This window comes from Glycomyces terrestris, assembly GCF_003933745.1.
GTDB classification, from domain to species: Bacteria; Actinomycetota; Actinomycetes; order Mycobacteriales; family Micromonosporaceae; genus Glycomyces; species Glycomyces terrestris.
In genome coordinates, this window is sequence record NZ_RSEB01000009.1 from 1 (window position 1) to 26123 (window position 26123).

26 protein-coding genes, 1 rRNA gene and 1 pseudogene are annotated in these 26123 nt (G+C 73.6%); 18 read left to right on the top strand and 10 right to left on the bottom strand.

Translation table 11 applies throughout. The features are described 5' to 3' along the window. Positions 1–232: 232 nt before the first annotated feature. Positions 233–349: ribosomal RNA gene (rrf, locus tag EIW28_RS23080) — 5S ribosomal RNA — on the top strand. Between the two features lie 164 nt (positions 350–513). Here rrf and EIW28_RS23085 read toward each other — a convergent pair. Further along, the gene (locus tag EIW28_RS23085; RefSeq protein ID WP_125250080.1) at positions 514–1653 is read right to left on the bottom strand and encodes a hypothetical protein; all 1140 of its coding nucleotides are present in this window, start codon (positions 1651–1653) and stop codon (positions 514–516) included. A 525-nt stretch (positions 1654–2178) separates the two neighbouring features. Here EIW28_RS23085 and EIW28_RS23090 point away from each other — a divergent pair. Continuing rightward, positions 2179–3729, top strand: coding sequence for a gamma-glutamyltransferase family protein (locus EIW28_RS23090; protein WP_125250081.1), 1551 nt, complete (start codon positions 2179–2181; stop codon positions 3727–3729). Between the two features lie 222 nt (positions 3730–3951). Then, positions 3952–5094 (top strand): DNA glycosylase AlkZ-like family protein, encoded by a 1143-nt coding sequence (locus EIW28_RS23095; RefSeq protein ID WP_158630515.1) that lies wholly within the window; start codon positions 3952–3954, stop codon positions 5092–5094. Positions 5095–5198: 104 nt separating this feature from the next. On the opposite strand, the gene EIW28_RS23100 is transcribed toward EIW28_RS23095, so the two are convergent. The 4 genes from EIW28_RS23100 to EIW28_RS23115 form a co-directional block, all read right to left on the bottom strand. Continuing rightward, complete coding sequence (locus EIW28_RS23100; RefSeq protein ID WP_125250083.1) at positions 5199–6353, bottom strand: S1 family peptidase; 1155 nt, start codon at positions 6351–6353, stop codon at positions 5199–5201. A gap of 285 nt (positions 6354–6638) precedes the next feature. After that, the gene (locus tag EIW28_RS23105; RefSeq protein ID WP_125250084.1) at positions 6639–7463 is read right to left on the bottom strand and encodes an NmrA family NAD(P)-binding protein; all 825 of its coding nucleotides are present in this window, start codon (positions 7461–7463) and stop codon (positions 6639–6641) included. Between the two features lie 184 nt (positions 7464–7647). Beyond that, positions 7648–8322: a response regulator gene (locus EIW28_RS23110; RefSeq protein ID WP_125250085.1), complete on the bottom strand. Its 675-nt coding sequence runs from the start codon at positions 8320–8322 to the stop codon at positions 7648–7650. Then, positions 8319–9659 carry a sensor histidine kinase gene (locus EIW28_RS23115; protein ID WP_125250086.1) on the bottom strand — a complete coding sequence of 447 codons (1341 nt, stop codon included), beginning with the start codon at positions 9657–9659 and terminating at the stop codon, positions 8319–8321. The genes EIW28_RS23110 and EIW28_RS23115 overlap by 4 nt, the downstream gene beginning before the upstream one ends. 143 nt (positions 9660–9802) lie before the next feature. Between EIW28_RS23115 and EIW28_RS23120 the strand changes: the two genes are divergently transcribed. The 3 genes from EIW28_RS23120 to EIW28_RS23125 are packed head-to-tail and all read left to right on the top strand — an operon-like array spanning position 9803 to position 11537. Next, positions 9803–10663 carry a DUF998 domain-containing protein gene (locus EIW28_RS23120; protein ID WP_125250087.1) on the top strand — a complete coding sequence of 287 codons (861 nt, stop codon included), beginning with the start codon at positions 9803–9805 and terminating at the stop codon, positions 10661–10663. Then, complete coding sequence (locus tag EIW28_RS24430; protein ID WP_158630516.1) at positions 10660–10815, top strand: hypothetical protein; 156 nt, start codon at positions 10660–10662, stop codon at positions 10813–10815. Before EIW28_RS23120 ends, EIW28_RS24430 begins: the two co-directional genes overlap by 4 nt. An 8-nt stretch (positions 10816–10823) precedes the next feature. Beyond that, positions 10824–11537, top strand: coding sequence for a carbon-nitrogen hydrolase family protein (locus EIW28_RS23125; RefSeq protein WP_125250088.1), 714 nt, complete (start codon positions 10824–10826; stop codon positions 11535–11537). Positions 11538–11704: 167 nt separating this feature from the next. Here the strand turns inward: EIW28_RS23125 and EIW28_RS23130 are convergent, their stop codons facing one another. After that, a complete protein-coding gene (locus EIW28_RS23130; protein WP_125250089.1) occupies positions 11705–11965 on the bottom strand; it encodes a hypothetical protein in 261 nt (86 codons plus the stop codon). Between the two features lie 202 nt (positions 11966–12167). On the opposite strand from EIW28_RS23130, the gene EIW28_RS23135 reads away from it, so the two are divergent. The 3 genes and pseudogenes from EIW28_RS23135 (at position 12168) to EIW28_RS23145 (ending at position 14222) form a co-directional block, all read left to right on the top strand. After that, on the top strand, positions 12168–13367 hold the full coding sequence (locus tag EIW28_RS23135; RefSeq protein WP_125250163.1) for a cytochrome P450: 1200 nt from the start codon (positions 12168–12170) through the stop codon (positions 13365–13367). After that, positions 13364–13543, top strand: a pseudogene (locus EIW28_RS25300) (TetR/AcrR family transcriptional regulator); the annotation flags it as partial. The gene EIW28_RS23135 and the pseudogene EIW28_RS25300, both read left to right, overlap by 4 nt. A gap of 478 nt (positions 13544–14021) precedes the next feature. Beyond that, on the top strand, positions 14022–14222 hold the full coding sequence (locus EIW28_RS23145) for a ferredoxin (protein ID WP_125250164.1): 201 nt from the start codon (positions 14022–14024) through the stop codon (positions 14220–14222). Between the two features lie 332 nt (positions 14223–14554). Here EIW28_RS23145 and EIW28_RS23150 read toward each other — a convergent pair whose 3' ends face one another. Together EIW28_RS23150 and EIW28_RS23155 are read right to left on the bottom strand one after the other, a co-directional pair. Further along, positions 14555–15337: a TIGR02569 family protein gene (locus tag EIW28_RS23150; protein WP_125250090.1), complete on the bottom strand. Its 783-nt coding sequence runs from the start codon at positions 15335–15337 to the stop codon at positions 14555–14557. A 44-nt stretch (positions 15338–15381) separates the two neighbouring features. Then, positions 15382–16086, bottom strand: a complete 705-nt coding sequence (locus EIW28_RS23155; RefSeq protein ID WP_125250091.1) for a siderophore-interacting protein — start codon at positions 16084–16086, stop codon at positions 15382–15384. A 61-nt stretch (positions 16087–16147) separates the two neighbouring features. On the opposite strand from EIW28_RS23155, the gene EIW28_RS23160 reads away from it, so the two are divergent. After that, positions 16148–18712 (top strand): GNAT family N-acetyltransferase, encoded by a 2565-nt coding sequence (locus EIW28_RS23160; RefSeq protein ID WP_125250092.1) that lies wholly within the window; start codon positions 16148–16150, stop codon positions 18710–18712. 316 nt (positions 18713–19028) lie between these two features. Here the strand turns inward: EIW28_RS23160 and EIW28_RS23170 are convergent, their stop codons facing one another. After that, positions 19029–19334: a hypothetical protein gene (locus EIW28_RS23170; RefSeq protein ID WP_125250093.1), complete on the bottom strand. Its 306-nt coding sequence runs from the start codon at positions 19332–19334 to the stop codon at positions 19029–19031. After that, entirely contained in the window at positions 19331–19549 is a 219-nt protein-coding gene (locus EIW28_RS23175; protein WP_125250094.1) for a DUF7557 family protein, read from the bottom strand. The genes EIW28_RS23170 and EIW28_RS23175 overlap by 4 nt, the downstream gene beginning before the upstream one ends. Positions 19550–19655: 106 nt before the next feature. Between EIW28_RS23175 and EIW28_RS23180 the strand changes: the two genes are divergently transcribed. The 8 genes from EIW28_RS23180 (at position 19656) to EIW28_RS23215 (ending at position 26121) form a co-directional block, all read left to right on the top strand. After that, positions 19656–20393 carry an SDR family oxidoreductase gene (locus EIW28_RS23180; protein ID WP_125250095.1) on the top strand — a complete coding sequence of 246 codons (738 nt, stop codon included), beginning with the start codon at positions 19656–19658 and terminating at the stop codon, positions 20391–20393. An 11-nt stretch (positions 20394–20404) separates the two neighbouring features. After that, positions 20405–20989, top strand: a complete 585-nt coding sequence (locus EIW28_RS23185) for a TetR/AcrR family transcriptional regulator (RefSeq protein ID WP_125250096.1) — start codon at positions 20405–20407, stop codon at positions 20987–20989. Then, positions 20982–21962, top strand: coding sequence for an NADPH:quinone oxidoreductase family protein (locus tag EIW28_RS23190; RefSeq protein WP_232014176.1), 981 nt, complete (start codon positions 20982–20984; stop codon positions 21960–21962). Before EIW28_RS23185 ends, EIW28_RS23190 begins: the two co-directional genes overlap by 8 nt. After that, entirely contained in the window at positions 21959–22687 is a 729-nt protein-coding gene (locus EIW28_RS23195; protein WP_125250097.1) for a glucose 1-dehydrogenase, read from the top strand. The genes EIW28_RS23190 and EIW28_RS23195 overlap by 4 nt, the downstream gene beginning before the upstream one ends. 122 nt (positions 22688–22809) lie before the next feature. Then, positions 22810–23523 carry an ABC transporter ATP-binding protein gene (locus tag EIW28_RS23200; protein ID WP_125250098.1) on the top strand — a complete coding sequence of 238 codons (714 nt, stop codon included), beginning with the start codon at positions 22810–22812 and terminating at the stop codon, positions 23521–23523. Beyond that, complete coding sequence (locus tag EIW28_RS23205) at positions 23520–24233, top strand: ABC transporter ATP-binding protein (RefSeq protein ID WP_125250099.1); 714 nt, start codon at positions 23520–23522, stop codon at positions 24231–24233. The genes EIW28_RS23200 and EIW28_RS23205 overlap by 4 nt, the downstream gene beginning before the upstream one ends. Next, positions 24233–25111: a branched-chain amino acid ABC transporter permease gene (locus EIW28_RS23210; RefSeq protein WP_125250100.1), complete on the top strand. Its 879-nt coding sequence runs from the start codon at positions 24233–24235 to the stop codon at positions 25109–25111. The genes EIW28_RS23205 and EIW28_RS23210 overlap by 1 nt, the downstream gene beginning before the upstream one ends. Continuing rightward, complete coding sequence (locus EIW28_RS23215) at positions 25108–26121, top strand: branched-chain amino acid ABC transporter permease (protein WP_125250101.1); 1014 nt, start codon at positions 25108–25110, stop codon at positions 26119–26121. The genes EIW28_RS23210 and EIW28_RS23215 overlap by 4 nt, the downstream gene beginning before the upstream one ends. The last annotated feature ends 2 nt before the right edge of the window (positions 26122–26123 follow it).

The following is a 26123-nucleotide window of genomic DNA, read 5'->3' on the forward strand; positions in this document are numbered from 1 at the left end:
CAATGTGTGGAGTGGACGGGTACTAACCGCCGAGAACTTAACACAACAACGACGGCCCGCCCGAGCGATCGGGCACGGTCAGGTAGAAACGACATTCACGCACGCTATGCGATTCTGAGACAACACGCTCAGGCTCGAACCCCCCGCCACCGGCCCAGGCCACTGGTCCAGGCCGGCATGAGGGGGTGTTCGCCGAGCAGACCCGGCCACGATAGTGGCCGCCACAGGTTTGTTTGGTGGTGAGAGCGGAAGTGACACACCCGGTCCCATTCCGAACCCGGTCGTTACGGCTTCCAGCGCCGATGGTACTGCACCCGAGGGGGTGTGGGAGAGCAGGACACCGCCAAACATGAACATGAAGCGAAAGGCCCGACACCCAGTGTCGGGCCTTTCACCGTATCCAGAACAAGGAACCCAGACCCGATCCACACCGCACCGGCGAATGCGACGGCGCCATGCACGGACAATAGAAGGCCCCCACCTCACGGTGAGGGCCTTTTCGCGTATGCGGGTCTAGACGTACGGGCCGTCGAGGTGTTCGCCGGCGTGCTGGCGGTACCAGAGGCCGCGGTAGCAGCGCCACGGCTGCGGGCGCAGCTGGGTGGGCGCGAAGATCTGTTCGAGGAGGCGCCGGGCTTCGAGGAAGAAGTCGAGGCGCTCGTCGGGGGCCGCGATGTGCTGGGAGTCGTCGACCGGCGTCTCCGCGGGAAGGATCGTCAGCGACGGCCACATCGTGGTCTGCTCGGCCAGCGGAAGGAGCCAGGCGCGCATCTCGTCGAGGGGCTCGCTGCCCACGGTGTAGGTGAACGAGGTGCGGTGGCCGGCTTCGCGTGCGGCCGAGAGGATCTCGGACAGGCGCTCGGACTGGTGGGCGGCGACCGGGGCGACCGACGGGTCGGCGGCTGCGGCGTCCTGGGGGACGACCGGCTCGGCCGCGAGTTCGGCGGAGTCGTCCTTGTACGTCTCGGTCGTGAGGAACAGCAGGACCGGGCCGACCTTCTCGGCGAGCTCGTTGAACGCGGCCTTGCTGCGCAGGGCCGGGGTCAGGACGCCGAGGGTGGTGGACTCGGGGAGTCCTTCGGCGGTCATGGCCTCGCGGACCGCGAGGAGGTGCTGGACGACGAGCTGCTCGTCCAGGGCGTGGCCGGCGGAGAGGGTGACCTCGTCGAAGAGGTGCCGCTCGCCGTCGTCGGCCAGGTCGGAGGCGAGCGCCTCAAGGAGGTCGCGGTAGCACTTGACCAGATCGGCGGAGTCGACGTCGGCCTGGAGGAGGAGCGTGGCGGCCTTGCCTTCGGCGCGAAGGTAGCCGCGGACCTCTTCTCCCGGTTCGGCTTCGATGATCTCGGCGACCGGGGTGCCGTCGACGCAGAGCTCGCTCAAGCCATGCTGCGGCGAGGACGGGTCGACGTGGGCGCGAAGGCTGAACGGCGAGGTCGCGCGGTCGGCCGGGAGGACGAGCATGAACTCCTCGTCCTCCGAGTTCAGGCGCAGTCGCATGCCCTCGGTGTTGTTGCCGCGCAGACCGTAGAGGTTGAGCGCGATGAGCAGGAGCTCGCTCCACTCGAGGTCGTGGCGTACCGCGAGTCGCCGCCACCGGTGCACCGTCGAGGAGATCGGGCCGGCTGCGTCAGCGGATTGTGTCGGCTCTTCCATGACCAGTTCCGATTCTTCCTCTCGTCCCCACCGCGAAACTCCACCGTACAAGAGACTTGGACGTACAGGTGGACGCGGTCCACCTCTATGCTAGGTCCGTCAGCGGACAAAAGCACCCGTCGTGAGCACCGGCACGCGGTCCGAATGCTGGGAACCGTGTCGTGTGCGCCTCTCCCGGAACCCTTGGCCCCGAATGATCTGGAGTCGGAGCGTGATGCCGCCGATCAGACCGGTGCGGCGCCGCCGCGGGCCCCGGGGCCGGGTCCTGTAGGCGGTGGCCAAGACCCGGCCGGGCTTCGTGACCGGCGCCGTCGCGGGCCGCGCGCACGATCTTATCGAACAAGATCGATGCGCGGCGGCCGTATTCCGGGGACGTACCTGATCTCGCGGGGCCGTGCTGCGGGGGCGCAGACGCTCGCCACTAGCCGCGCGGCAAGGTAGGCTTCGAGCCGTGCCGGACCTGCGGTTCGGCGCGGTCCCCGTCCCCCGCCCGGTCGAGGCCGGCGGTTGCGCAAAGGAGTCCCCGTGGTCGACCAGGGTGTCGTCTGTTCCGTCGATCCGCACGTCAGCCGCATCGGCGCCGACGTGCTCGCGAACGGCGGCAACGCCGTCGACGCCGCGATCGCCGCCGGCGCGGCGCTGACCGTCGTCGCCCCGCACCTGTGCGGGCTCGGCGGCGACCTGTTCGCCCTGGTGCACGTCCCCGGCGAGACCGTCCCGGCGTACCTGAACGCCTCGGGCCGCGCCGGCTCGGGCGCCGACGCCGCGGGCCTGCGCGCCGAGGGGCACCGCGCGATGCCGTTCCGCAACGACCTGCGCTCGGCGACCGTGCCCGGCGTCGTCGACGGCTGGTTCAAGCTCCACGAACGCTACGGGACGCGGCCGATGGCGGAGCTGCTCGCGCCCGCGATCGAGCTGGCCTCCAAGGGATGGCCGGCGACCGCGATGCTCGCGAACGCCGGGAAGACCCTCGACGGCGTCGCGGGCGCCGAGGACCTGGTGGGGCTCGAGGTCGGGGCGACGGTGACGCGCGAGCGGACCGCGGCGGCGCTGCGCGCCACCGCCGAGGGCGGCCGCGACGGGTTCTACCTCGGCGACTTCGGGCGGGGCCTGGTCGAGATCGGCGAGGGCCTGTTCACCGAGGCCGACCTCGCCGCCGTGCAGGCCGCATGGGAGGAGCCGATCAGCGTCGACGCGTTCGGGCACCGGATCTGGTCGGCCGCGCCGAACTCGCAGGGGTACCTGCTGCTGCTCGCGCTGGCGATCGCCGACCGGCTCGACCTGCCGGTCGACGCGGACGACCCGCTGTGGGCGCACTACCTGGTCGAGGCCGCGCGGCAGGCCGGGCACGACCGGCCGGAGCGGCTGTTCGACGGTGCCGACGTCAGCGACCTGCTGGCCGCCGCCGGTGAGCGGGCCGCGCGGATCAGCCCGGACGCGAAGGCCGACGTGCCGGTGCACCAGGCCGCGGGCGGCACCACGTACATGGCGGTGCTCGACGGGAACGGCATGGGCGTCTCGTACATCCAGTCGAACGCGGCCGGGTTCGGGACGTGGATCTTCGAGCCGCGCACCGGGATCGGGCTCCAGAACCGAGGGACCGGGTTCAACTTGGAGCCGGGCCACCCGGCCGAGTACGGGCCCGGGAAGCGGCCGCCGCACACGCTGGTGCCGGCGCTGGTGACGCGGGCCGACGGGTCGCTGCGGCTGGTGGCCGGGTCGATGGGCGGCGACTCGCAGCCGCAGATCGTGTCGCAATTGATCGCGCGCGTGCTGCACGGCGGCGAGCCGGTCGGGGCCGCGGTGGGCGCGCCGCGGTGGCGGCTCCACCCGGGCGAGACCGGGTTCGGGACCTGGACCGGCGTCTACGAGACGGACGTGGAGTTCGAGGACGGGAGCCCGGAGGCGTGGGGTGCGGGGCTGCGCGACCGCGGGTTCGCGGTGGCCCCGGCCGCGGCCGGAAGCGGCTTCGGGCACGCGCACCTGATCGAGATCGACGAGGCCGGGCACGCCGAGGGCGCGGCCGACCCGCGCGCCGAGACGGGCACGGTCGCGGTGGCGCCGAACGGGGGATGACGCGCGCCGAACGGAGGCCCGCCGCTGCGCGCTGCCCAGTGGCGGCGCCGTTGCTGGAATAAGGTGCGATCCTCCCGGGTGGGTCCGACAGGAATCGGGGCCGATCCGGGGTCGCGGCCGGGAAGTCATCCGAACGAGTGAGGCCGAGGGCCGGTCGGGATGTCGGACCCCGGTTGTACCGTTCGGAGCGATCGTCATCGCCGTCTGAGAGGAACCGGTGCAGTGCCAGAGTCGTTGCGGTTGGCCGACGCGCGGCGGATCGCCATCGCCGCGCAGCTGCGGCCGAAGGCCGCGCGTTTCAAGACCGTCCTGGAGCGGCTCGGGTGCATCCAGCTCGACACGATCTCGGCGGTTCGGCGCGCCCACGAGCTGACGCTGCTCGCCCGCGGCCTCGACGTGGACGAGGCGGTGCGGAGCCTTGAGCGCCGCAAGTCCCCGGTCGCGTTCGAGTACTGGGCGCACGCGATGTCGCTGCTCCCGGTGTCGGCTTGGCCGTACCTCGCGCGCCGCCGGCGCGCCTGGCGCGAGCGGTACCAGGACGACTCGCTGGTCGCCGCCGAGGCCGAGGTCCTCGCGCTGCTGCGCGACCGCGGCGCGATCACCGTCTCCGACTTCCCCTCCGGCGCGATGCACCGCGGCCAGGGTGTCGGGAACATGGGCGACAGCTGGAACTTCCGCACCGACCACAAGCACGCGGTCGAGCGGCTGCTGTGGTTCGGCGACGTCGCCTGCACGCACCGGATCGGGTTCAAGCGCGTCTACCAGCTCGCCGAGCGCGGCATCCCCGCCGAGCACTTGTGGGACGCCGACGACGAGGAATGCCTGCGCTACATGGTGACCACCGCGCTGCGGAACCTCGGCGTGGGCACCACCAAGGACGTCGCCGACTACTTCCGGCTCAAGAACGCCGACACCGAGCGCGTGCTCCGCGAACTCGAGGTCGAGCAGGTCGCCGTCGAGGGCTGGAAGGCCCGCGCCTGGATCGACCCGCAGGTGAGGCGCACCCGGCTCACCGGCGCCGAGCGGCCGGTCGCGGTGTCGATGTTCGACCAGCTGGTGTGGCTGCGCGAGCGCATGGAGCGCCTGTGGGGCCACGCCTGGAAGATCGAGATCTACGTGCCCGAGCCGCAGCGCACCTTCGGGTACTACTGCCTGCCGGTGTTCGTCGGCAGCGACCTGCCGGGGCGGGTCGCGCTGCGCCGCAGCAACGGCGAGCTCGTGGTCGAGGCGGCCCAGTGGGACGACGCGCGGGCCGACCGGGAGCACCTGCACGCCGCGGTCGACCGCGTCGCGTCGTGGGTGGACGCCGAGGTCCGCTGGAAGGCCGAGGTCAAGGGGTTCGACCTCGTGGCCGGGGACGTCTGACCTCCCGTCCGCGCTCGCCGCGGGCACGGTTCGGTCCGGTTGGGGCGCAAAGCGAGGGCCCGGCCGGTGTCGATCCGGCCGGGCCCTGTTCCAAGGGTGTGGAGTTAGCTCGTGACGAGCGTCAGGCCCCACGCGGAGAGGGCCGGTCCGATCGGCTGGAAGTAGGTCGTGCCGCCGGAGGAGCAGTTGCCGGAGCCGCCCGAGGTCATGCCCTGGGCGCTGTTGCCGGCGATGAACGAGCCGCCCGAGTCGCCCGGCTCGGCGCAGACGTTGGTGCGGGTCATGCCGTAGACGGCGCCTTCGGCGTAGCGGACGGTCTGGTTGAACGCCTGGACGGTGCCGCAGTGCCAGCCGGTGGTCGAACCGGAGCGGCAGATGGAGGAGCCGACGGCGGCCTGGTTGGCGTTGGCGACGTCGCGGACGCCGGAGTACATGTTCACGTCGTCGTAGAGGGCCTCACCGGTGCCCACCGCGACCCAGGCGCGGTCGGCGGACGGGAAGACCGAGTTGCGGAAGGTGCCGGGGGCGGCCTCGCCGCTGGTCACCTGGTCGCCGACCGAGCCGCAGTGGCCCGCGGTCACGAAGCCGGGGGTCGAGCCCTGGCGGACCGAGAAGCCGACGGAGCAGCGCCACGAGTTCTCGACGATGTAGGCGTCGCCGCCGCGCACGAAGAACAGCTCGGGGGTCTCGGAGGCGGCCGCGGTGGCGAGGTCCGGGTCGATGCCGGCGGCCTCGATCGCTTCGGCCGCAACGGCTTCGTCGGCCGCTTCGACCACGAGCGTGTTGCTCTCGAGGTCGACGTAGTGGCCGTGGAGGCCGTCGATCGCGAGGGCGTCGAGGGCCGCGCCGGCCGCTTCGAGCTCGGCGAGGCCGTGCTCGACGAGGACCGGGGTGGCGCCTTCGGCGCGCAGCTCGGTGAACTCGCCGCGGTCGGTGGTGGCCACGAGGATCTCGTCGGCGCTCTCGCCGACCCACAGGCCGCCGTAGGAGGCGTCGAGGGAGTCGGGGACCTCTTCGAGGAGGTCGGCGGCGACGGCCTCGACGGCGAGGCGGTCGTACGCCTCGGCCTCGGTGAGGTCGAAGGTGTCCGCGAGCTCGTCGATGAGGGTGGGGGAGACGTTGCCGAGCAGGTCCGCGCGGGCGTCGGCGGCCTTGGCGGAGAGGATCTCGGCCGAGGCGGGCGCCGCGCCGGCGGCGAGGGAGAGCGCGGTGGCGATGGCGCCCGCAGCGGTGACTGCAAGCGCGCGTTGGCGATTCATGTGATGGGTGCCTTTCGGGTGAGGCTGTCGACGGCCGACGGGGTTGGCGGCCGCCATGGCAGGGCGGGGTGGACCGCTGGTTGCGGTCTCACCCTCGGTGATGGGTGAGCCATGCCATACATGGAGATTAAAGGTAAACCGCGCAAATTTAAAGATGCGAGTAATTCAGTGAATATCGGACTAAGTGGTGTGAGGTTTCAGGAATGCTAATCAACTTGTGATTTCACAGATTCACGCCAAAAGGGGCGGCGTTCCGATCGGAACGCCGCCCCCTCGCCCGGGGCCTTACTTGAACGCGTCGGCGTTCTCCTGCGCCCACTGCGCGAACGTCAGGGCCGGGCGGCCGGTGACGCGCTCGACCGTGTCGGCGACGGTCTTGCCCTCGACCGGCGTGTTGCCAAGGGCCTCAAGGAGGAACGCGATCATGCCCTCGTGGAAGCCCTCGCCGCGCCACTTGTCGCGGGCCTCGTCCACGGTCAGCTCGACGTACTCGACCTCGCGGCCGATCGCGTCGCCGATGAGGCGGACCTTGTCCTGCATGGTCAGGACCTCGGGGCCGGTGATGACGAGGGTCTCGCCGTCGTAGCCGCCGTCGAGGAGGACGCGCGCGGCGACCGCGCCGATGTCGGCCGGGTGCACCATCGCGCTGAGGCGGTCGCCGAAGGGCTCGCGGATGCGGCTCTCGGCCTTGATGGGCGCGGCCCACCACATGACGGCGTTCGACATGAACTCGACCGGCCGGAGGAAGGTCGTCTCGATCGCGCTCTCGGAGAGGCGCTGCTCGAGCGGGCCGGTCGCCATGCCGCCGAGGACGGTGGCGCGGCGGACGCCGGCCTGCTCGGCGAGGGCGACGACCGCGTCCGGGTTGGGGAGCGCGCCGTACTGCTCCCCGGCGAAGTTGATGAAGTGGACGGCGTCGACGTCCTTGAACGCCTCGGCGAGGGTCTCGGGCGCGGCCAGGTCGCCGACCGCGATCTCGACGCCGGCGGGCAGGTCGGCCTCGGGGTTGCGGGTGAGGGCGCGGACCTCGGCGGCGGGGTCGAAGGCGAGCACCTGCTCGACGACGTTGCGGCCGACGGTTCCGGTGGCGCCGGTGATCAGGATGCGCATGGGGTTCTCCTCGTGAATCTGTGGAACGGAATCAGTTGTTCCAAGTTTAGCAGAGCGGAATGATCTATTCCAGTAGGGGGCGGAGGTTTTTCTAGGAGGCGCAACGCGAGGCGAGCGAGCCGGTGGTTCGCGGCGGCCGGGGCGGGCGGCGGTCCCGGACCACAGCCGCACGGCCGGGCCCGGGCTACTGCTCGCGGGGGTCGCCGGCGGTGACGAGGCCGGTCTCGTAGGCGCAGACGACGGCTTGGGCGCGGTCGCGAAGTTCGAGCTTGGCGAAGACCTTGCCGACGTGGGTCTTGACGGTCTGCTCGGACACGAACAGGGCGGCGGCGATCTCGGGGTTGGAGAGGCCGCGGGCGATGAGGCGGAGGACCTCCTCCTCGCGAGGGGTGAGCACGTCGAGGCGGGAGGAGCGGCGCAGGGCCGGGCGGGCCTTGAAGCACTCCTCGATGAGGCGGCGCGTCACCGAGGGCGCGAGGAGCGCGTCGCCGGCCGCGACGACGCGCACCGCCGCGATGAGGTCGCCGGGCGGGGCGTCCTTGAGGAGGAAGCCGCTGGCGCCCATGCGGAGCGCCTCGTAGACGTAGTCGTCGACGTCGAAGGTGGTGAGCATGAGGACCCGCGGGCGGCGCTCCTCCGGCGCGGACAGGATGCGCTTCGACGCCTCCAGGCCGTCCATCGTCGGCATGCGCACGTCCATGAGCACCACGTCCGGCCGCAGGCGGGACGTCTCGGTGACCGCGACGACGCCGTCCGGGGCGTCGCCGACGACCTCGATGTCCTCCTGGGCGTTCAGGAGCGCCGCGAAACCGGCGCGGACCATGGCCTGGTCGTCGGCGATGAGCACCTTGATCGTCACGCGGACTCCTCTGCGGTCGAACGGATCGGCAGCACCGCGCGGACGCGGAAGCCGCCCTCGGCGGTCGGGCCGGTCTCGACCGTGCCGCCGTCGAGGGCGACCCGCTCGCGCATGCCGACCAGGCCCAGGCCCGAACCCTCCGGGCCCGACGGGACCGGGCCGGGCGGGGGGCCGTTCACCACGGTAATGACCACCGTCCCGTCCGCGGCGGCCACGGTCGCGTCGACGCGCGCGCCGGGGGCGTGGCGGACCACGTTGCTCAAGGCCTCCTGGACGACGCGGAACACGGTGAGCGCCAACGTCTCCGGCAGCTCCGGGAGCTCGCCCACCTCCAGGTGCACCGGTGTGCCGGCCCGGTTCACCGACTCCGCCAGGCCGTGCAGGGCCTCGGGTCCCGGCTGCGGTTCGCGGGTGCCCGCCTCGTTCTCCGACCGCAGCACGCCGAGCAGCCGGCGCATCTCGGCGAGCGACTCGCGGGCCTGGTCGCTGATCGAGCGGAACTCGGCCTTCGCGTCCTCGCCGAGCCCGTCGAGGCGGTACTCCGCGGTCGAGGACTGGACCGCGATCACCGACATGTGGTGCGCGACGATGTCGTGCAGCTCCCGCGCGATCCGGGTGCGCTCCTCCAGGAGGCGGCGGCGCTGGCGCTCCTCCTCGGCGACCCGCTCCTCCTCGGCGACGCGGGAGCGGCCCTGCCGCCAGATCCGGACCGTCAGGCCCATCAGCAGCGCCAGCGCGCTGAGCAGCAGGCCCAGCAGCAGGTTGTCGGCGCCCGGGTTCGGGTTCTGGTTCGCGATCGTCTCCGGCATCGGCTGGAGCCGCTCGGCTGCGACCGCCCACGTCGCCCAGGAGCCGGCGAGGCCGTAGCCGAGCCAGCAGAGGACGCTCACGCCGATCCGGCGGTCGCGGCCGAGTGCGAACAGGACGACGAGCAGCGCGAAGATGCCCGGGGTCGTCAGCGGCCACGGCTCCCACTTGTGCGCCTCGGTGTCGAGCGCCGTCCCGAAGAGCGTGCCCATGACCAGCAGCCACGCCTCGACCGGCCGGTAGCGGGCCAGGACGACGGCCGCGCCGGTGGCGATCGCCAGGAGCGGGCCCCACGCGATGTCGTAGTTCGTGCGCAGGATCTGGTTCTGGGTGCTGAAGAGCAGGAGCGCGAACGGCACCGAGCCGGGGCCGAACAGCGCCAGGACCGACCGGAACCGGAACCGCCAGGCGCCGTCGCCGAGGGGCGCAAGGGGGACGAGGTAGCTGATCGCGGAGCGGACGGCGCGCCCGCGCGGGGCCGCGCGGGGCGGGGCGTCCGGTCGGGCGTGCGGGTCGGTCTTCGCGGTCACGTGACCACCGTATGCCGGGCGGGACCTGCGCGCCCTCACTCCGGGGTACGGCATTCGCGGGGCCCGCTCACCCCTGGGTATGAGGGCCGATTCCACGCCTCGGCTTGAGGGAAGAGGACTTCCCGGAACCTACCGTTCGGCGCATGTTCCAAGACTTCTTCCGAAGCCGCGCAGCCGGAGTGGCCGCGATGGCGGGCGTCGCCGCCTCGCAGGCCGGCTTCGCGGCGATGCACGTGACGCAATCGGACGTGGTGGACCCGGTCGCGATCCCGGTCTCCGCCTATGCCGTGACCTGGCCGGGGGTCGTCCTGTTCCCCGCGTCGGTGCTCGCACTGGCCGCCGCGTGCGCGGTCCTCGCCGGGCGCGGGGTGGGCCTGGCCCGCGAGGGCTTCGTCCGGTTCCTGCTCGGCGCGACCGCGGCGATGCTCGTATGTGCGGCGGTGTTCCGCACCGGGACGCCCGAGTCGGGGCTGACATGGTGGGCGCAGATCCACCGCTACACGGCCGGGGCGGCGTTCGTGCTGCTCTCGGTGGTCGCGGTGGTGTGCGCGGTGCGGATGCGGCAGGCGGGCGCGCCCGCCTGGGTGCGGCACGGGACGTGGTGGGCGGCGGCGCTGGCGGGGCTGACGTTCGCGACCACGACGGTGAACACGTTCCTGCCGGGCTTCCTCGACGGCGGCGACTGGCGGGGCGTTCCGCAGCGGGTGCTGCTGGTCGTGCTCTCGACGCTGCTGTGGTTCCTGGTCGCGAACTCGATCCGTGCGCTGGTGCCGGCCGAGGCGGCTGCCGGTGGGGGCGCGCTGGTCGGGGGCTCTGCGGCCGCCGGTGCGGAGGTCGCGGCCGCGGCCGCGACCGATGCGGCGGTCGCCGACGCCGTTCCGGTTGCCGCAGTTGCGGGCGAGAGCGTGCCGGTGCCTGCGGGCGTCCCGGCCGGACCGCTGGCGCACGCCGCCGCCGGGCCGGTTCCCGACGCCACACGGGCGCTCGCCGGGGTGCGGCCGTGAAGGGCGCCAAGCGATTCCGGGCGCGCCTCGCGCGGGCCCGGCTCGCCCTCGGCGGGTGCCGCGAGCTGCGGCGGCGGGCCAGGGAGGAGTTCGCGTTCTTCACCGCCGCGGAGGAATCGAGGGACGGGCCGTACTTCGGCTCCTGGCTATAGTCGGCTGCATGGACGCGCCCTCCCCGAAACCGCCCTTGACGATCGCGCTCGCGCAGCCCGACCTTCGGCCGGGTGACGTGGCCGGGAACGCCGCCGCACACGCGGCGGCCGTGCGCGCCGCCGGGGCCCGGGTCGTGGTCTTCCCCGAGCTGTCCCTGTCCTCGTATGCGATGGCCGCGCCGACCGTGTCCCTTGAGGACCCGGCGCTGGAGGCGATCGTGGAGGCGTGCGAGGAGACCGGCACGGTCGCGCTCGCGGGCGCGCCGCTCCTGGAGGGCGGGCGCGAGTACATCGCGACCGTGCGGTTCGACGCCGACGGCCCGGTCCCGGTGTACCGCAAGATGTTTCCGGGCGAGGCGGAGCTCGAGCGCTTCGCGCCCGGCGGCGGCGCGGCGGCGGTGGAGGTCGACGGCTGGCGGCTCGGCCTGGCCGTCTGCCGGGACTCCGGGCTGGACGCGCACATCGAGGCGACCGCCGCGCTCGGCGTCGACGCCTACGTGGGCGGGAACCTGCACGACCCCGAGGGCGCGGCCCGCCGCGACGCCCGCATGCCGAAGCTCGCCGCCGCACACGGCCTCTGGGTCGCGATGTGCTGCTTCGCGGGCCCCGGCAGCGACTACCCGGACGCCTCCGGCGGCTCGGCCGTCTGGGCCCCTGACGGTTCGCTCGTGGCGCAGGCCGACGACCGGCCCGGCCGGATCGTCACCGCCGTCCTGACCTAGGTCTCGGCCCGCAAGGAGCGTTGGCTTCGGCTTGGCCGCCTTGGGGTTCGGCGTCCGCCGCCATCGCACGGCTGGACTTGTCGCCGCTGAAACCCGCGGCTTGCGCGCGGGTCGGGCCCGGCGTCCACCGCGCGGGTCGGGCCCGGCTTCCACCGGGCCCGCTCCGATCAGATCGTGTTCGCGTACTGCTCCAGCGCGTCCGATCCGCTCTGGAAGAGCGTCAGGGCCTCGTCGAGCCGGTCCTTCGCCTGGTGCCACTGGGCGAGCGCCTCGCCGGGGAGGGCGCTGGCGGTGTCCTGGGTGGCGGCGGTGCCGGCCCCGATGGCGCCTTCGGCCTGGTCCTGGGCGCCGCCGACGGCGCCCATGGCCTCCTTGACCTGCTCGATCGCGCCTTGGATCTGGGCCTTGATCTCAGCCGGGCTCGACATGGCTCTCCTCTCGACGACTGCACTGTCGCCGTCCACCGTAGAACCCGGAGGGGCCCGATTCCGGCTGCGGCGCGGACGCGGCCAGATCGGGAGTAGGGGACGGGCGTGCCGAAATATATTAAGTCAACTGCTTGACTTACTACGGTTCGAGCGGTTGAATAGTGGACAAATCGCACTGCTGTCGATCCGCCAGGAGGACCACATGGCCGAGCACATCGCCCTCCAGTACCCCATCGCCGGCGACGCCGCGCTGGAGCCGCCCGCGGAGTGGGCCGAGCTCAGGGGGACGTGCCCCGTCGCCCACGTGCAGTTCGCCTCCGGCGACGACGCGGTCCTCCTCACCCGCTACGAGGACGTCAGGGCCACCCTCGCCGACCCGCGCTTCACTCGCACCGCCGCCGACGGCGGCGGCGCCCGCGTGAGCGCCGAGTCCGGCGGCGTCCTCGACTCCCAGATGGCCTCCGTCCTCCCGCAGCACGGCGAGGCCCACCTCGTGTGGCGCCGCACCCTCAACAAGTGGTTCACCGCCAAGCGCATGGCCGCGCTCCGGCCCGGCGTCACCGCCAAGGCTGAGCGGCTCGTCGACGAGATGACCGCGGCCGGCGACAGCGCGGACCTCAAGGCCGCCTTCGGGTTCCCGCTGCCGGTGTGGGTCATCTGCGAGATCCTCGGCGTCCCCGAGGCCGACCGCGACCGCTTCTCGTACTGGTCCGACACGCTCCTGAGCATGACCAGGTACACCCGGGCCGAGATCGTCGCCGCCCAGACCGAGTTCCACGCCTACATGGCCGGCCACCTCGCCGCCAAGCGCGCCGAGCCCGGCGACGACCTCCTCTCCGAGCTCGCCACCGGCTCCGACATGTCCGACGCCGAGATCATCGCCACCGGCCAGGGCCTCCTCGTCGCCGGCCACGAGACCACCGCGAACATGATCGGCAAGATGGCCGTGATGCTCCTGGCCGACCGCACCCGCTGGGAGGCGCTCCTCGCCGACCCGAGGCTCGTGCGCACCGCCGTCGAGGAGTCGCTGCGCCTGGACGTCAACGCCGGGTTCGGCATGGTCCGCTACATCGACGAGCCGTTCGAGGTCGGCGGCGCCGTCATCGAACCGGGCACCACCGTCGTCTGCTCCATGGCCGCCGCCAACCGCGACGAGGCCGCGTTCGCGGACGCCGCCGCGATGGACCTCGCCCGCACCCCCAACCCCCACCTCGCGTTCGGCGCCGGCGCCCACTCCTGCCTCGGGCAGGCCCTCGCCCGCACCGAACTCCAGGTCGCACTCGAAGTCCTCCTGCGCCGCCTCCCCACCCTCGAACTCACCGTCGCCCCCGACGACCTCCAGCGCGTGGAAGGACTCCTGGTCGGCGGCATGGCCGCCGTCCCCGTACGGTGGCGGACATGAGCACCAGCACCAGGGCCACGCGGGTCGCCGCGACCCGCGAGGCCATCCTCACCGCCGCCGAGCGCCTCTTCGCCGAGCAGGGCATCGCCGCCGTCTCCAACCGCCAGATCTCCGAAGCGGCCGGGCAGGGCAACAACACCGCCGTCGGCTACCACTTCGGGACCAAGAACGACCTCGTGCGCGCCATCATCCGCAAGCACCTGACGCGCATCGAGGAGGCACGCGTCGAACGGCTCGCGCACATCGGACCCGAACCGGTGCTCCGCGACTGGGTCGAGTGCTTCGTCATGCCGACCGTCGACCACCTCGGCTCGCTCAGCGGCCCGACCTGGTTCGCGCGGTTCGCCGCGCAGGTCCTCATCGACCCGGTCATGCGCGACGAGATCGCCGACGAGGCCATGCAGGCGCCCTCGCTCCGGCGCGTCGGCGACGGCCTCGACGCGTGCCTCTCCCACCTCCCGCCCGAAGTCCGCGAGGAGCGCAACGGCATGGTCCGCCAGCTCGCCGTCCTCGTCCCGGCCGTGCGCGAAGCCGCGCTCGCGACCGGGCAGGCCACCGCCAGGGACACCTGGCATGAAGCCGGCCTCGGCCTGGTCGACGCCATCGTCGGCCTGTACGAGGCCGAATACACCGAACTCAGGGGGTTACACCGCCATGAAGGTCACCGTCGACGAAGACAGATGCTGCGGCGCCGGATCGTGCGTGGTCGTCGCGCCCGACGTGTTCGACCAGCGCGACGAGGACGGCATCGTCGTCCTCCTCGCCCCGGCGCCCGCGCCCGAGCACCGCGAGTCGGTGCGCGAGGCCGCGAGCGTGTGCCCGGCCCTGGCCATCGACGTGGACGAGACCGCGTGACCGCGGCGCCGCGGGCGTCCGGCGTGCCGTACCGGCCGGTGCCCTCCTTCTGAACCGACCAGCTCGACGCGAAGATCCAGGTCTACGGCCTGCCGTCGGAGGACGCCGAACTCGAGGTCCTCGAAGGCGATCCGGCTGCTCGCCGCTTCGTGGCCGCCTACCGCTCCGGCGACTAGGTGACCGGCATCGTCGGCTGGAACATGCCGAAGCAGGCCCGCCTGCACCGGCAGTCCCTTGTGGAGTGCTACGCCTGAGGTCCCCGCAGGCCGATCGCGGCCATGACGCTTTGGTGGCGGCGGCCGCATGTCGTGTGCCGCCAGGTGCATGGTGGGTCAGAGGCGGCGGAGGACGGCGGCGGTGACCGGGTGGTAGGCGGGGTGGGGGCGCCAGGGGCCGGGGGTGGCGTGCTGGTCGGTGATCATGCGGTAGAGGAGGGCGCGTAGCGCCATCTGGGGCCAGGCCTCCAGGTGGGACCAGTGGTCGAGGACCGATTCGTCGGCGCCGTTCCAGCACATGGCGTCGACGGCGGCGACCGCCGCGGCCCAGGAGCGGGGGCGCCAGTAGGGCGGCCAGTCGATGATCGCCGGCGGGAGGCCGGGTTCGTAGAGGACGTTGCCGAGCAGGTCGCCGTGCACGAGCTGGTGGTCGAGGGCGACGGGGGTGCGGGCCTCGGCGAGGGTGCGCAGTGTCGGGTCGGCCGGGGCGAGGCCGGGGTTCCAGGAGTCGTGGTCGGCGCGGGACCACCAGTCGTCGCGGGTGTCCAGGAACGCGGGGCGGGCGAGGCCGCCGATGGCCTCGTGGAACGCCTCGCCGGCCTCGATGGCGTCGTTCCAGCGCTTCGGGTCGGTGCGGCCGGGGATCAGCGCGGCGGCCTCCCAGCCGTCGGCGGTCCACGTGCCGGTGCGGGTCGGGAGCGGGCGGGGCACGCGGATCGCGTCGGTCTCGGGGAGGGCGGCGAGGACGTCGGCGCGCCATGCGGTTTCCGCGGGGTGGTCGACCGGTTTGAGCACGATCTCGCCGCTGCGCCAGGTGCGGCCCCGGCCGCCGTCGAGGAGGACGGGCGGCGCGGTCGCGCCGAAGGCGTCGAGGACGGCGGGGGAGGGGCCGGTCTGCATGCCGCGACCGTAGCCGCGGCCGCGGGAGCCGGTCAATCGCTTTGTCAAGGGCGCCAGTAGGCCATGGCGTGGAGGCGGTCCTTGGGGACGCCGAGGTCCTTGCGGGCGAAGGCGGTCAGCGCGCGGGTAGTGCGCGCGTCGCAGGTTATCCACAGGTATGTGGACGGGCTGAGGAGCGCGGGGAGCGCGGCGCGGACCTCGGCCTCGAGGGCGGTGCCGTCGCCGCGGGGGACCAGGCGGAGGTCGTGCGCCTCGCGGGTGCGGAACGGCAGGGCGTCGTCGGCGGTGGTCTCGAACCAGATCGTGGCGGGCGTGTCCGCGAAGGCGTCGAGGAGGGAGTTGATCGCGGGGAGCGAGGCGGCGTCGCCGACGAGGAGGAGGCGGTCGGGCGCGGGGTCGGGGGCGGTGAACGCGGTGCCGTAGACGGTGGCGGCGATGACGTCGCCCGGCTGAGCGCGCTCGGACCAGTCGCTGGCGGTGCCGTCGTGGAGGGCGAACTCGATGTCGAAGGCGCCGGCGGCCGGGTCGGGGTCGACGAGCGTGTACGCGCGCTGGTGGGGCTTGCCGTCGTGCTCGAACCAGAGGCGCACCCACATCGCGGGGTGGACGCCGACCTCGGCGAGGAGGCCGCCGTCGGCGAACGAGAGGCGGCGGTAGCGGGGCGCGACCTGCTCGGCTCCGGTGACGGTGAGCTTGAAGTCCTTGGCGCGCAGCAGCTTCAACACTGCGCCTTCCCAGCCGTGGCCCATGGGCGGTCCCTCTCCTCGGGTCAGGATCGACGTGACGACATTAGGTTAGACTAACCTAATTATGGGTTTCGAATGCTACCGGGATTCCTGGGGGATCCCCCATCTGCGGGCCTCTGACGCGCGTTCGCTCGCGTTCGCCCAGGGCTGGAACGCCGCCGCCGACCGGGCCTGGCAGCTCGAGCACCTGCGGCGCCGCGGCGCCGGGACCGCCTCCGAACTGCTCGGCGCCGACTGGATCGGCTGGGACCGGCTGGTGCGGCAGGTCCGGGTCGCGCACAAGGCGCAGGAGGTCCACGCTGCGCTCGACGCCGGGACCCGCGCGTGGGTCGGGGCGTACGTCGACGGCGTCAACGCCGGATCGCCTGTCGCCCTTTGGGAACCCTGGACGCCCCTCGCGGTCTGGTTCGCCGAGCACCTGACGTTCGGCTCCGGCTTCCCCGCGAAGCTGTGGCGCCAGCGCGTCCGCGACGTCCTCGGGGAGGACGCGGTCGCCCGGTTCGCCATGGACGGCCCCGAGCCGGTCGGTTCCAACGGCTGGCTCGTCTCCGGCGAGCGCACCGCCTCCGGGGCGCCGATCGTCGCCGGCGACCCGCACCGGTTCATCCAGCTGCCCGGCTCCTACCAGCAGATCCGGCTCGCCTGCGACGAGTTCGACGTCGTCGGGCTCGCCATGCCCGGCATCCCCGGCATCGCCCACTTCGGACACACCGGCGGCGTGGCGTGGGGCATCACCAACGCCATGGCCGACACCCAGGACCTGTTCCGGGAGCAGCTGCGCCGCCACCCGGACGGGACGGTCGAGGCGTTCGGCCCCGGCGGCTGGGAGCCCGTCGCGGCCCGCACCGAGACGTTCGCGGTCGCCGGAGGCGGGACGCAGGCCGTCGAGGTCCTCGAGACCGCCCGCGGCCCGGTCGTCGCCGACGGCCCCGGCGGCGCGCTCAGCCTCCGCGGCCCCGTCGACGCCGCCCCCGACCTCGGCTTCACCGCCCTGCCGAAGCTCCTGCGGGCCCGCACCGTCGCCGACGTGGACGCCGCCCTCGACGACTGGGTCCTCCCGGTCAACATCGTGATGGCCGCCGACACGCAGGGCGGGCTCCTCCACCGCGCCGCGGGCAGGGTCCCCGACCGGGACGCCGAGAACTCGCGCTACCCGGTGTTCGCCTGGGACGAGCGGTACGCCTGGCGCGGCTGGAAGCCCATGCCCCGCAAGCCGGTCGAGCAGATCGCGACCATGGCCAACGACCGCGGGATCGCCGCCGGCCTCGGCGTCGAGTTCTGCCCGCCCGACCGCGCCGACCGCATCCGCGACCTCCTCGAAGCGCGCGCCGACTGGAACGCCGACGAGATGCGCCGCATCCACACCGACACCCGGCTCCCCACGGCCGACGTCCTCCTCGACCTGCTCCCCGCCCTCGACCTCGGCCCCGACGCCGCCGCGCTCCGCAAGCGCCTCCTCGACTGGGACCGGCACATGGACGCCGGCAGCGCCGAGGCCGCCGCCTTCGCCGCCGTCAGGAGCGCGTTCACGCGCGCCCTCGCCGCGCTCCCGGTGTTCGCGCCGCTCGCCGAGCCGACGGGGCACCCGCCGTTCTTCGCTCCCTGGTTCGCGCTCACGACCCGCATCGGCTTCGCGCTCCGGCACGTCCTCGACAGCGGCCTGGTGACCGAGGCGGAGCGCGACGCCGCGCTGGCCGCCGCCGTCGAGGAAGCGGCCCAGCGGGAACCGGTCGCCTGGGGCGAGGTCCACCGGCTCACCGCCTGGCACGACCCGGCCCCCGGGCAGGACCCGGTCGGCCCGCTCGACGGCATGGCCGGGGACGCCGAGTGCGTGCTCTCCACCTCCGGCGCGCCCGGCCTGAGCGAGGACTTCCTGCGCGGGCCGGCCGCCCGGTGGGTGTGGGACCTCGGGGACCGGGAGCGCAGCCGCTGGATCGTCCCCTTCGGAGCGTCGGGGGAGCCGGGTCCGCACCAGCGCGACCAGTTCCCCCTCTGGAAGCGGGGCGACCTCGCCCCGGTCGTCACCGATTGGCAAGAGCTGCAAGAGGAGTACCGCATGATCGACCGTCCCGCCGTGTTCGAGGACGAGGTCGGCGGCTTCGGCCGCGTCGCGATCGTCCCCGTCAGGCCCGCCGAGGACCTCGACCTCGTCTACGGATGGGTCACCGAGGAGCGGGCCCGGTTCTGGGGCATGACCGGGCACTCGAAGGACCATGTGCTGGAGATCTACGAGTACCTCGACTCCCTCGAGACGCACCACGCGTTCCTGGTGACGCGGGACGGCGAGCCGATCGCGCTGTTCCAGACGTACGAGCCGGCGGCCGACCCGGTGGGGGAGTGCTACGAGGTCGAGCCCGGCGACATCGGCGCGCACCTCCTGGTCGCGGGCGCGCGGGAGGTCCGGCCGGGCTTCACCGGGGAGCTCATGGGCGTGCTCGCGCGGTACCTGTTCTCGGACCCGGCGCACCAGCGGATCGTGGTCGAGCCGGACGCGCGGAACGCGCAGGCCGCGGCCCGCTTGCGGCGCACCGGGTTCACGCTGGGTCCGGAGATCCAGCTGGAGGAGAAGCGGGCGCAGCTGGCGTTCCTGCGCCGGGAGGACGCGCCCTGCCGCGGCGTGCGGTCCTGAACGCGCCGGGCGGCGGCCCCAGGACCGCCGCCCGCCACCGCTCAGGTCCGAGCCGGCGCGCGCAGCGGACGCGCGTCGAATGCCGGCCCCGCTCCCCGGCCCGCCGCGAACCGCCCGGCGGCCCGAAGCCCGATCCCGCTGCGGGCGGCGCTCCCCGCCGAACGGGCCGTCCAGGGCCGCCCACTGCACCGGCGTCACGGGCTCGGCGTCGGCGATCTCCCCGGTGCAGACCATCGCAAGCGCCTCGGCGAACGGCAGTTCCACGACCGCGATGTCCTCGCCCTCCTCGGCGGCGCCCGCCGGTGAGCGCGCTGGCTCACGGGCTGGTGGCGGCGTTGAGGGTGCGGGTCACCGAGCGGAGCTGGTCGGCGTCGGCGGTGCCGACGACTTCGGCCACAGCTGAGGCGGGCGCGGTGTGGACCAGGACCGGAATGGCGTACAGGTGCTGGTCGGCGGCCTCGATCGGGATGGCATGCGGGGAGTGCCCGGCCATGGTCTCCGAGCGGAGGACGGTGCAGAGGATGACGATGTCGGAGACCTGGTGCAGCATGTCGTTCGCGATGACCAGGCCGTAGCTGCCGGTGTCGCCGCGTCGTACGACGGCGCCGCGGGTCGGCTTCACTGAGGCAGCTCTCCGGGAATGGTCTTGAGGGAGGCCCGGTAGTCGGCGTCCATCGCCGCGGCGACATCGGGCCGGGACAGGAAATCGCCGAGGCCGGCGAACGGGTTGTACGCCTCCGCGAGGCGTTCGACGACGTCGCCGAGCGACTCGCCCTCCTGCTTCAGGGTCTCCAGGCGGTCGCGGACCGCGGCATCGATGCGAATCGTCGTTTGCATGTATACGAGCATGCGCCTCTGCTGATGGTTTCGGGCGGAGCGATGCGCGGGCCGTTCGCGCATGGTAGTCTGCGTTACATACCGACCAGACGGTTTGGAGCTGTGGATGCAGAGGTTCGAGGGCAGCGTCGCCCTGATCACCGGGGCGAGCAGGGGCATCGGCTTCGCGATCGCCCGGCGGATCACCGCCGAGGGCGGGTCGGTCGTCGTCACCGGCCGCGACGAGGCGGCGCTGGAGCGCGCCGTGGGCGAGCTCGGGGAGCGGGCCTCCGGCGTCGCCGGGAGGGCCGACGACGCCGGCCACCAGGCCGCGGCCGTCGCGCACGCCGTCGAGCGCTTCGGCGGGCTCAACCACCTCGTCAACAACGCCGGGATCAACCCCGCCTATGGGCCCCTCACCGGCATCGACCCCGACGCGGCCCGCAAGATCCTGGAGGTCAACGTGATCGCCGCCCTCGCGTGGACGCGCGAGGCCGCCGCCGCGGGCGGCCTGCGGTCGGTCGTGAACATGGCCTCGATCGCCGGGACCGCCGCCAGCCCCGGCATCGGCTTCTACGGGATCTCCAAGGCCGCCTTGATCAACCTCACCTCGCAGCTCGCCGAGGAGCTCGCGCCGCGGGTCCGCGTGAACGCGCTCGCGCCCGCGGTCGTCAAGTCCCGCTTCTCGAAGGCGCTCTACGCGGGCCGCGAGGCGGAGGCCGCCGCCGCGTACCCGCTGGCGCGGCTGGGGGCGCCCGAGGACGTGGCCGGCCCGGCCGCGTTCCTGCTCTCGCAGGACGCCGCCTGGGTCACCGGGCAGACGCTCCTGGTCGACGGCGGCGCGAGCGCGCGCCTGTCCTGGTGAAGGATGGAGCCATGAAGACCAAGAACGTCGCCGACGAGGTGCTCCGCGCGGCCCTGGCGCTCTTCGCCGAGCAGGGGTACGCCAACACCAGCGTCCAGCAGATCGTGCAGGCCGCCGGCGTCACCAAGGGCGCCATGTACCACTACTTCACCTCGAAGGACGACCTGCTCTTCGCGATCTACGAGCGGATGCTCTCGCTCCAGAAGCGCCGCCTCGACGAGATCACCGCCGCGGGCGGGGAGACCGAGGCGGTCCTGCGGGCCGTGTGCGAGGACGTCGTCGTCACCTCGATCGACTTCCTGCCCGAGGGCACGGTGTTCTTCCGCAGCCAGCACATGCTCACCCCCGAGCGGCAGGCCGAGGTCAAGCGCCGCCGCCGCGAGTACCACGACAAATTCGCCGAGCTCATCGTGCGAGGCCAGGAGGAGAAGCGGTTCCGCGACGACGTGCCCGTGCCGGTGCTCATCGCGCACTTCTTCTCCGACATCCACTACCTGCCGCACTGGTACTCGCACGAGGGCCCCGAGAACGAGGCCGAGCTCGCCGCCCAGATCACCGAACTGTTCCTGCGGAGCCTGCGGAGGACCGATGGCTGAGTCGATGCGCGCGTGGCGGGTCTTCTCGCACGGGGAGCCCTCGGTCGTGATGGCGCTCGCCCCCGTCCCGGTCCCGGAGCCGGCCCCGGGGGAGGTCCTCATCCGGACCCGCGCCGTGGCCGTGAACTTCCCGGACGTGCTGCTCGCGCGCGGCATGTACCAGGAGCGCCCGCCGATCCCGTTCACGCCCGGCATCGAGCTGTGCGGCGAGGTGGCCGCGCTCGGCGACGGCGTCGACTCGGTCGCCGTGGGGCAGCGGGTGGTCGCCACCGCGATCGGGGTCATGGCCGAGTACGCCGCCGTGCCCGCCTGGTCCGTCCACAGTGCTCCCGACTCGCTGGACGACGCGGCCGCCTCGGCGTTCCTCATCGCGTACCAGACCGCCTGGTTCGGCCTCCACCAGCGGGCCGCGCTGCAAAGCGGCGAGACGCTCCTCGTGAACGCCGCCGCGGGCGGGGTCGGCACGGCCGCGTGCCAGCTCGGGGCCGCCGCCGGCGCCACCGTGATCGGGATCGTCGGCTCCTCGGCCAAGGCGCCCGCGGCCGAGGCGGCCGGCGCCGACCGGGTGCTGCTGCGCGGTGAGGACTGGGTCGCGGCCGTCAAGGCCGCCGGGGGCGCCGACGTCGTCTTCGACCCGGTCGGCGGCCCCTCGTTCGCCGGGGCCGCGAAGGCGGTCAACTTCGAGGGCCGGATCGTGGTGGTCGGCTTCGCCTCCGGCGAGGTCCCGCCGGTGCGCGCCGACCACGCCCTCGTCAAGAACTACAGCGTGCTCGGCCTGCACTGGGCCCTGTACCAGCGCAAGCGGCCCGAGCTCGTGGCGGAGGCGCACACCGCGCTCACCCGCCTCGCCGACGAGGGCGTGATCCGCCCCGCCGTCGCCGAGACCGTGCCGTTCGAGGACGCCGCGGACGCGGTGCAGCGGCTCGCCGACGGCGAGACCACCGGCCGCATCGTCGTGGTGGTGGGGGAGTGAACGGCCTCGACGGACGGGTCGCGATCGTGACCGGCGGCGCCCGCGGGATCGGCGAGTCCTGCGTGCGCGCCCTCCACGCCGAGGGCGCCCGCGTCGTCGTCGCCGACGTGCTCGAGGCCGAGGGGAAGGCGCTCGCCGGCGAACTCGGGGCGCGGTTCTGCCGACTCGACGTCACCGACGAGGCCGCGTGGGACCGCGCGGTCGCCGAGGTGCTCGACGCGCACGGGGCGGTCGACGTGCTCGTCAACAACGCCGGGATCGCGAACGCCGCCCCGATCGAGCACTTCACGCTCGCGAAGTGGAACGCCGTCATCGCGGTGAACCTCACCGGGACCTTCCTCGGCTGCCGCGCCGTCGTCCCGGCCATGAAGGCCGCCGGGCGCGGCTCCATCGTCAACATGTCCTCTGTGGAGGGAATGCGCGGCAGCGCGCGCCTCCACGGCTACACCGCCTCGAAGTTCGGCGTCCGGGGCCTCACGAAGTCCCTCGCCGTCGAGCTCGGGCCCGACGGCGTCCGCGTCAACTCCGTCCACCCCGGGTTCGTGCGGACCGGCATGACCGCCCGCATCGACCCCGACCGACTCCGGATCCCGCTCGGGCGGCCCGGCGCGCCCGCCGACCCCGCCGGGGCCGTGGTCTTCCTCGCCGGGGACGCCTCCGCGTACCTCACCGGCACCGAGATCGTCGTCGACGGCGGCATGACCACCGCCATCCCCCACTCCTGACCGGCCGCGCGACCCGCGCCGAGACCTGGAACATATCGAAATGGATTCACTGTCCACAGCACATACCGTCCGGTCGGTATCTGCGGTAGCGTGAAACCGTCCCGACCCGAAGAGGAGCGAGCATGACCACCCCTCCCCGGCTCTCCGTCCGCGGACTCCGCGTCGCCTTCGGCGGCCTCACCGCGCTCGACGGCGTCGACTTCGACGTGCACGACGGCGAGACCGTCGCCCTCATCGGCCCCAACGGCGCCGGCAAGACCACCGCCTTCAACGCCGTCTGCGGACTCGTCAAGCCCCGCAACGGAACCGTGCGCATCGCCGGGCGCCCCGCCCCCGCCAGGCCCACCGGCCTCCTCAAGGCCGGCGTCGCCCGCACCCTCCAGGGACTCGGCCTCTTCGAGCACCTCACCGTCCTCGAGAACGTCCTCGTCCCGCTCACGAGCCTCCGCGACCCCGACGCGGATGCCAAGGCCCGCACCGCACTCGACGACCTCGGCCTCACCGCGCACGCCGACCGCCCCGCCGGGACCCTGCCCTACCCCGAGCGCAAGCGCACCGCCCTCGCCCGCGCCCTCGCCACCGGCCCCCGGCTCCTCCTCCTCGACGAGCCCGCCGGCGGCCTCGGCCCCGCCGACATCGACGCCCTCGCCGAGACGATCGAGCGCCTCGACTGCGCCGTCCTCGTCGTCGAGCACCACGTCGACTTCGTCATGCGCGTCGCCGACCGCGTCGTCGTCCTCGACTTCGGCCGCGTCATCGCCGCGGGCGCCCCCGAAGCGGTGCAGGGCGATCCGGCCGTCGAGGCCGCCTACCTCGGGCTGGAGGCCGCCGCATGAGCGCCCTCGCCTGCGAAGGCCTGACCGTCGGCTACGGCGGCGCGCCCGTCATCGACGCCCTCGACCTCGACATCGCCGAAGGCGCCGTCGTGGCCCTCCTCGGCGCCAACGGCGCCGGCAAGACCACGCTCCTGCGCGCCCTCACCGGCCTCGTCCCGCTCCGTACCGGCCGCATCGCCCTCCACGGCCGCGACCTCACCGCCGAGTCCACCGAGGACCGCGTCAGGAGCGGGCTCGCCCTCGTGCCCGAAGGCCGCAGCGTCGTCGTCGAACTCACCGTCGACGAGAACCTCCGCCTCGGCGGCCTGTGGCGCCACCGCCGCAAGGCCCTCGACGCCGCCGCCGAGGACATGTACGCCCTGTTCCCGGCGCTCGACCGGCGCCGCCGCGCTCCGGGCCACACCCTCTCGGGCGGGGAGCGCCAGATGCTCGCGCTGGCCCGCGCGCTCCTCGCCCGCCCCCGGGTGCTCCTCCTCGACGAGCCGTCGCTCGGCCTGGCGCCCAAGGCGACCGCCCAGCTCCTCGGCGTCCTGCGCGCGACCGCGGCCCGCACCGGCCTGACCGTCCTCCTCGCCGAGCAGAACGTCACCGGCGCGCTCTCGGTCGCCGACCGCGGCGTCGTCCTGTCGCTCGGCGCGGTCGCCGCTGACCGGCCCGCGGCCGACCTCGCCGCCGACCCCGCCCTCCGCCACGCCTACCTGGGGTTCTGATGGACCGCTTCGTGTTCCTCGCCGCCGCCGGGCTCGCCCGCGGCGCCGTCCTCGCGCTCTTCGCGCTCTCCCTCGTCATCGTCTGGCGCACCGCCAGGGCCGTGAACTTCGCCCAGGCCGCCATGGCCGCGGCCGCCGTGTACGCCGCGTTCGCGGTCACCGCCGCCACCGGCTCCTACTGGGCCGGGCTCGCCACCGGCCTCGCCGCCGGAGCGCTCCTCGGCGCCGGCGCCGAGCGCGGCCTCATGCGCCGCCTCCCCGCGCACGCGCCCCTGCCCGGCATCATCGTCGCGATCGGCCTCGTCATGGTCCTCCAGGCCGGCCTCGCCATCGCGTTCGGCCCCGAGCACCGGCCCATGCACCCGCCGTTCTCCCAGCGGCCCTTCCTCATCGGCGGCGTCCCGGTCCTGTCCCCCTACGACCTGTTCACGCTCGCGGCCGCCGCCGCGGTCATGGCCGCGCTCGCGCTCCTGTTCAACCGCACCCCGCTCGGCCTCCAGCTGCGGGCCGCCGCGTTCGCGCCCGAGACGGCCCGCCTCCTCGGCGTCCGGGTGCCGCGCATGGCCACGCTCGGCTGGGCGCTCTCGGTCGCCGCCGCCTCCCTCGCCGCACTCCTGCTGGTGCCCACCGAACTCGGCCTCAACCCGCACGCGGTCGACCTGCTGTTCGTGAACGCGTTCGCCGTCGCCGTCATCGGCGGCCTCGACTCGCCCGCCGGGGCGCTCCTCGCCGGCATCGGCACCGGCCTGCTCGTCAGCCTCGTCACCGGGTACGTCTCCGCGTCCGCCGCGCCGCTCGCCGTCCTCGCCCTCATGACCCTCGTCCTGCTCGTCCGCCCCGGCGGCCTGCTCGCCCCGAAGGAGGCCCGCACCGCATGAGCACCCCGCTGCGCGCCCTGCTCCTCACCGTCCTCGCGATCGGCGGGACCTTCGGCCTCGACCCGTTCCGCAACTACCAGCTCGCCACCGCCGCCGCGTGCTTCGCGGCCGTCGCCGGCCTCACCGTCCTCGTCGGCCTCACCGGGCAGCTCTCCCTCGGCCACGCCGTCCTCATGGCCGCCGGCGGCTACGGATTCGCCTCCGCGGCATCGGCGGTGGACGGCCCCTGGCCGGTGGCGCTCCTGGCCGGCCTCGTCGCCGCCGCGGCCGCCTCCGGGGCCCTCGGCCTCCTCCTCGGCGCCGCCGCCGCGCGCCTGCGCGGCCCCTACCTTGCCGGGCTCACCCTCGCGCTCGTCATCGCCCTCCCCGCCGCCGCGAACACGCTCCCGCTCGGCGGCGACCAGGGCGTCCGCGCCCCCTTCCTGCCCGTGCCCGAACCGCTCGCCGCGCTCATCGCCGTCGAGCAGTGGCACGCCTGGCTCGCGATCGCCACCGCCGCCGTCGCCGTGACCCCGCTCGTGATGCTCCGCAACGGCCGCGCCGGCCTGCGGATGCGCGCTGTCCTCGACGACGAAACCGCCTCCAGACTGTCCGGAGTGGACCCGGGACCGGTGAAGGCCGGCGCGTTCGCCGCCAGCGCCGTCCCCGCTGGCCTCGGCGGCGCCGCCCTCGCCATCGCCACCCAGCAGGTCACCCCCGGCGGCTACGGCCTCGGCTTCTCGCTCCTCCTCGTCGTCGCGGCCGTCGCCGGCGGCCTCGGATCCATCGGCGGGGCCGCGATCGGCGCCGTCCTCGTCACCGTCCTCCCCTGGGGCCTGGACGAACTCGCGGCCCTCGCCCCGGACGGACTCGGGCGGCGCCTCGACGGCAACCTCGCCGTGCTCCTGTTCGGCGCCGGCCTCATCGCCCTCACCACCGCCTGGCCGGGCGGCGCCGCCCGACTGCTCGACCGGCTCCGCGCCGCCCGGCCCCTCCGCCTCGCAACCCCTTCCACGACCACAGAGAGGTGATC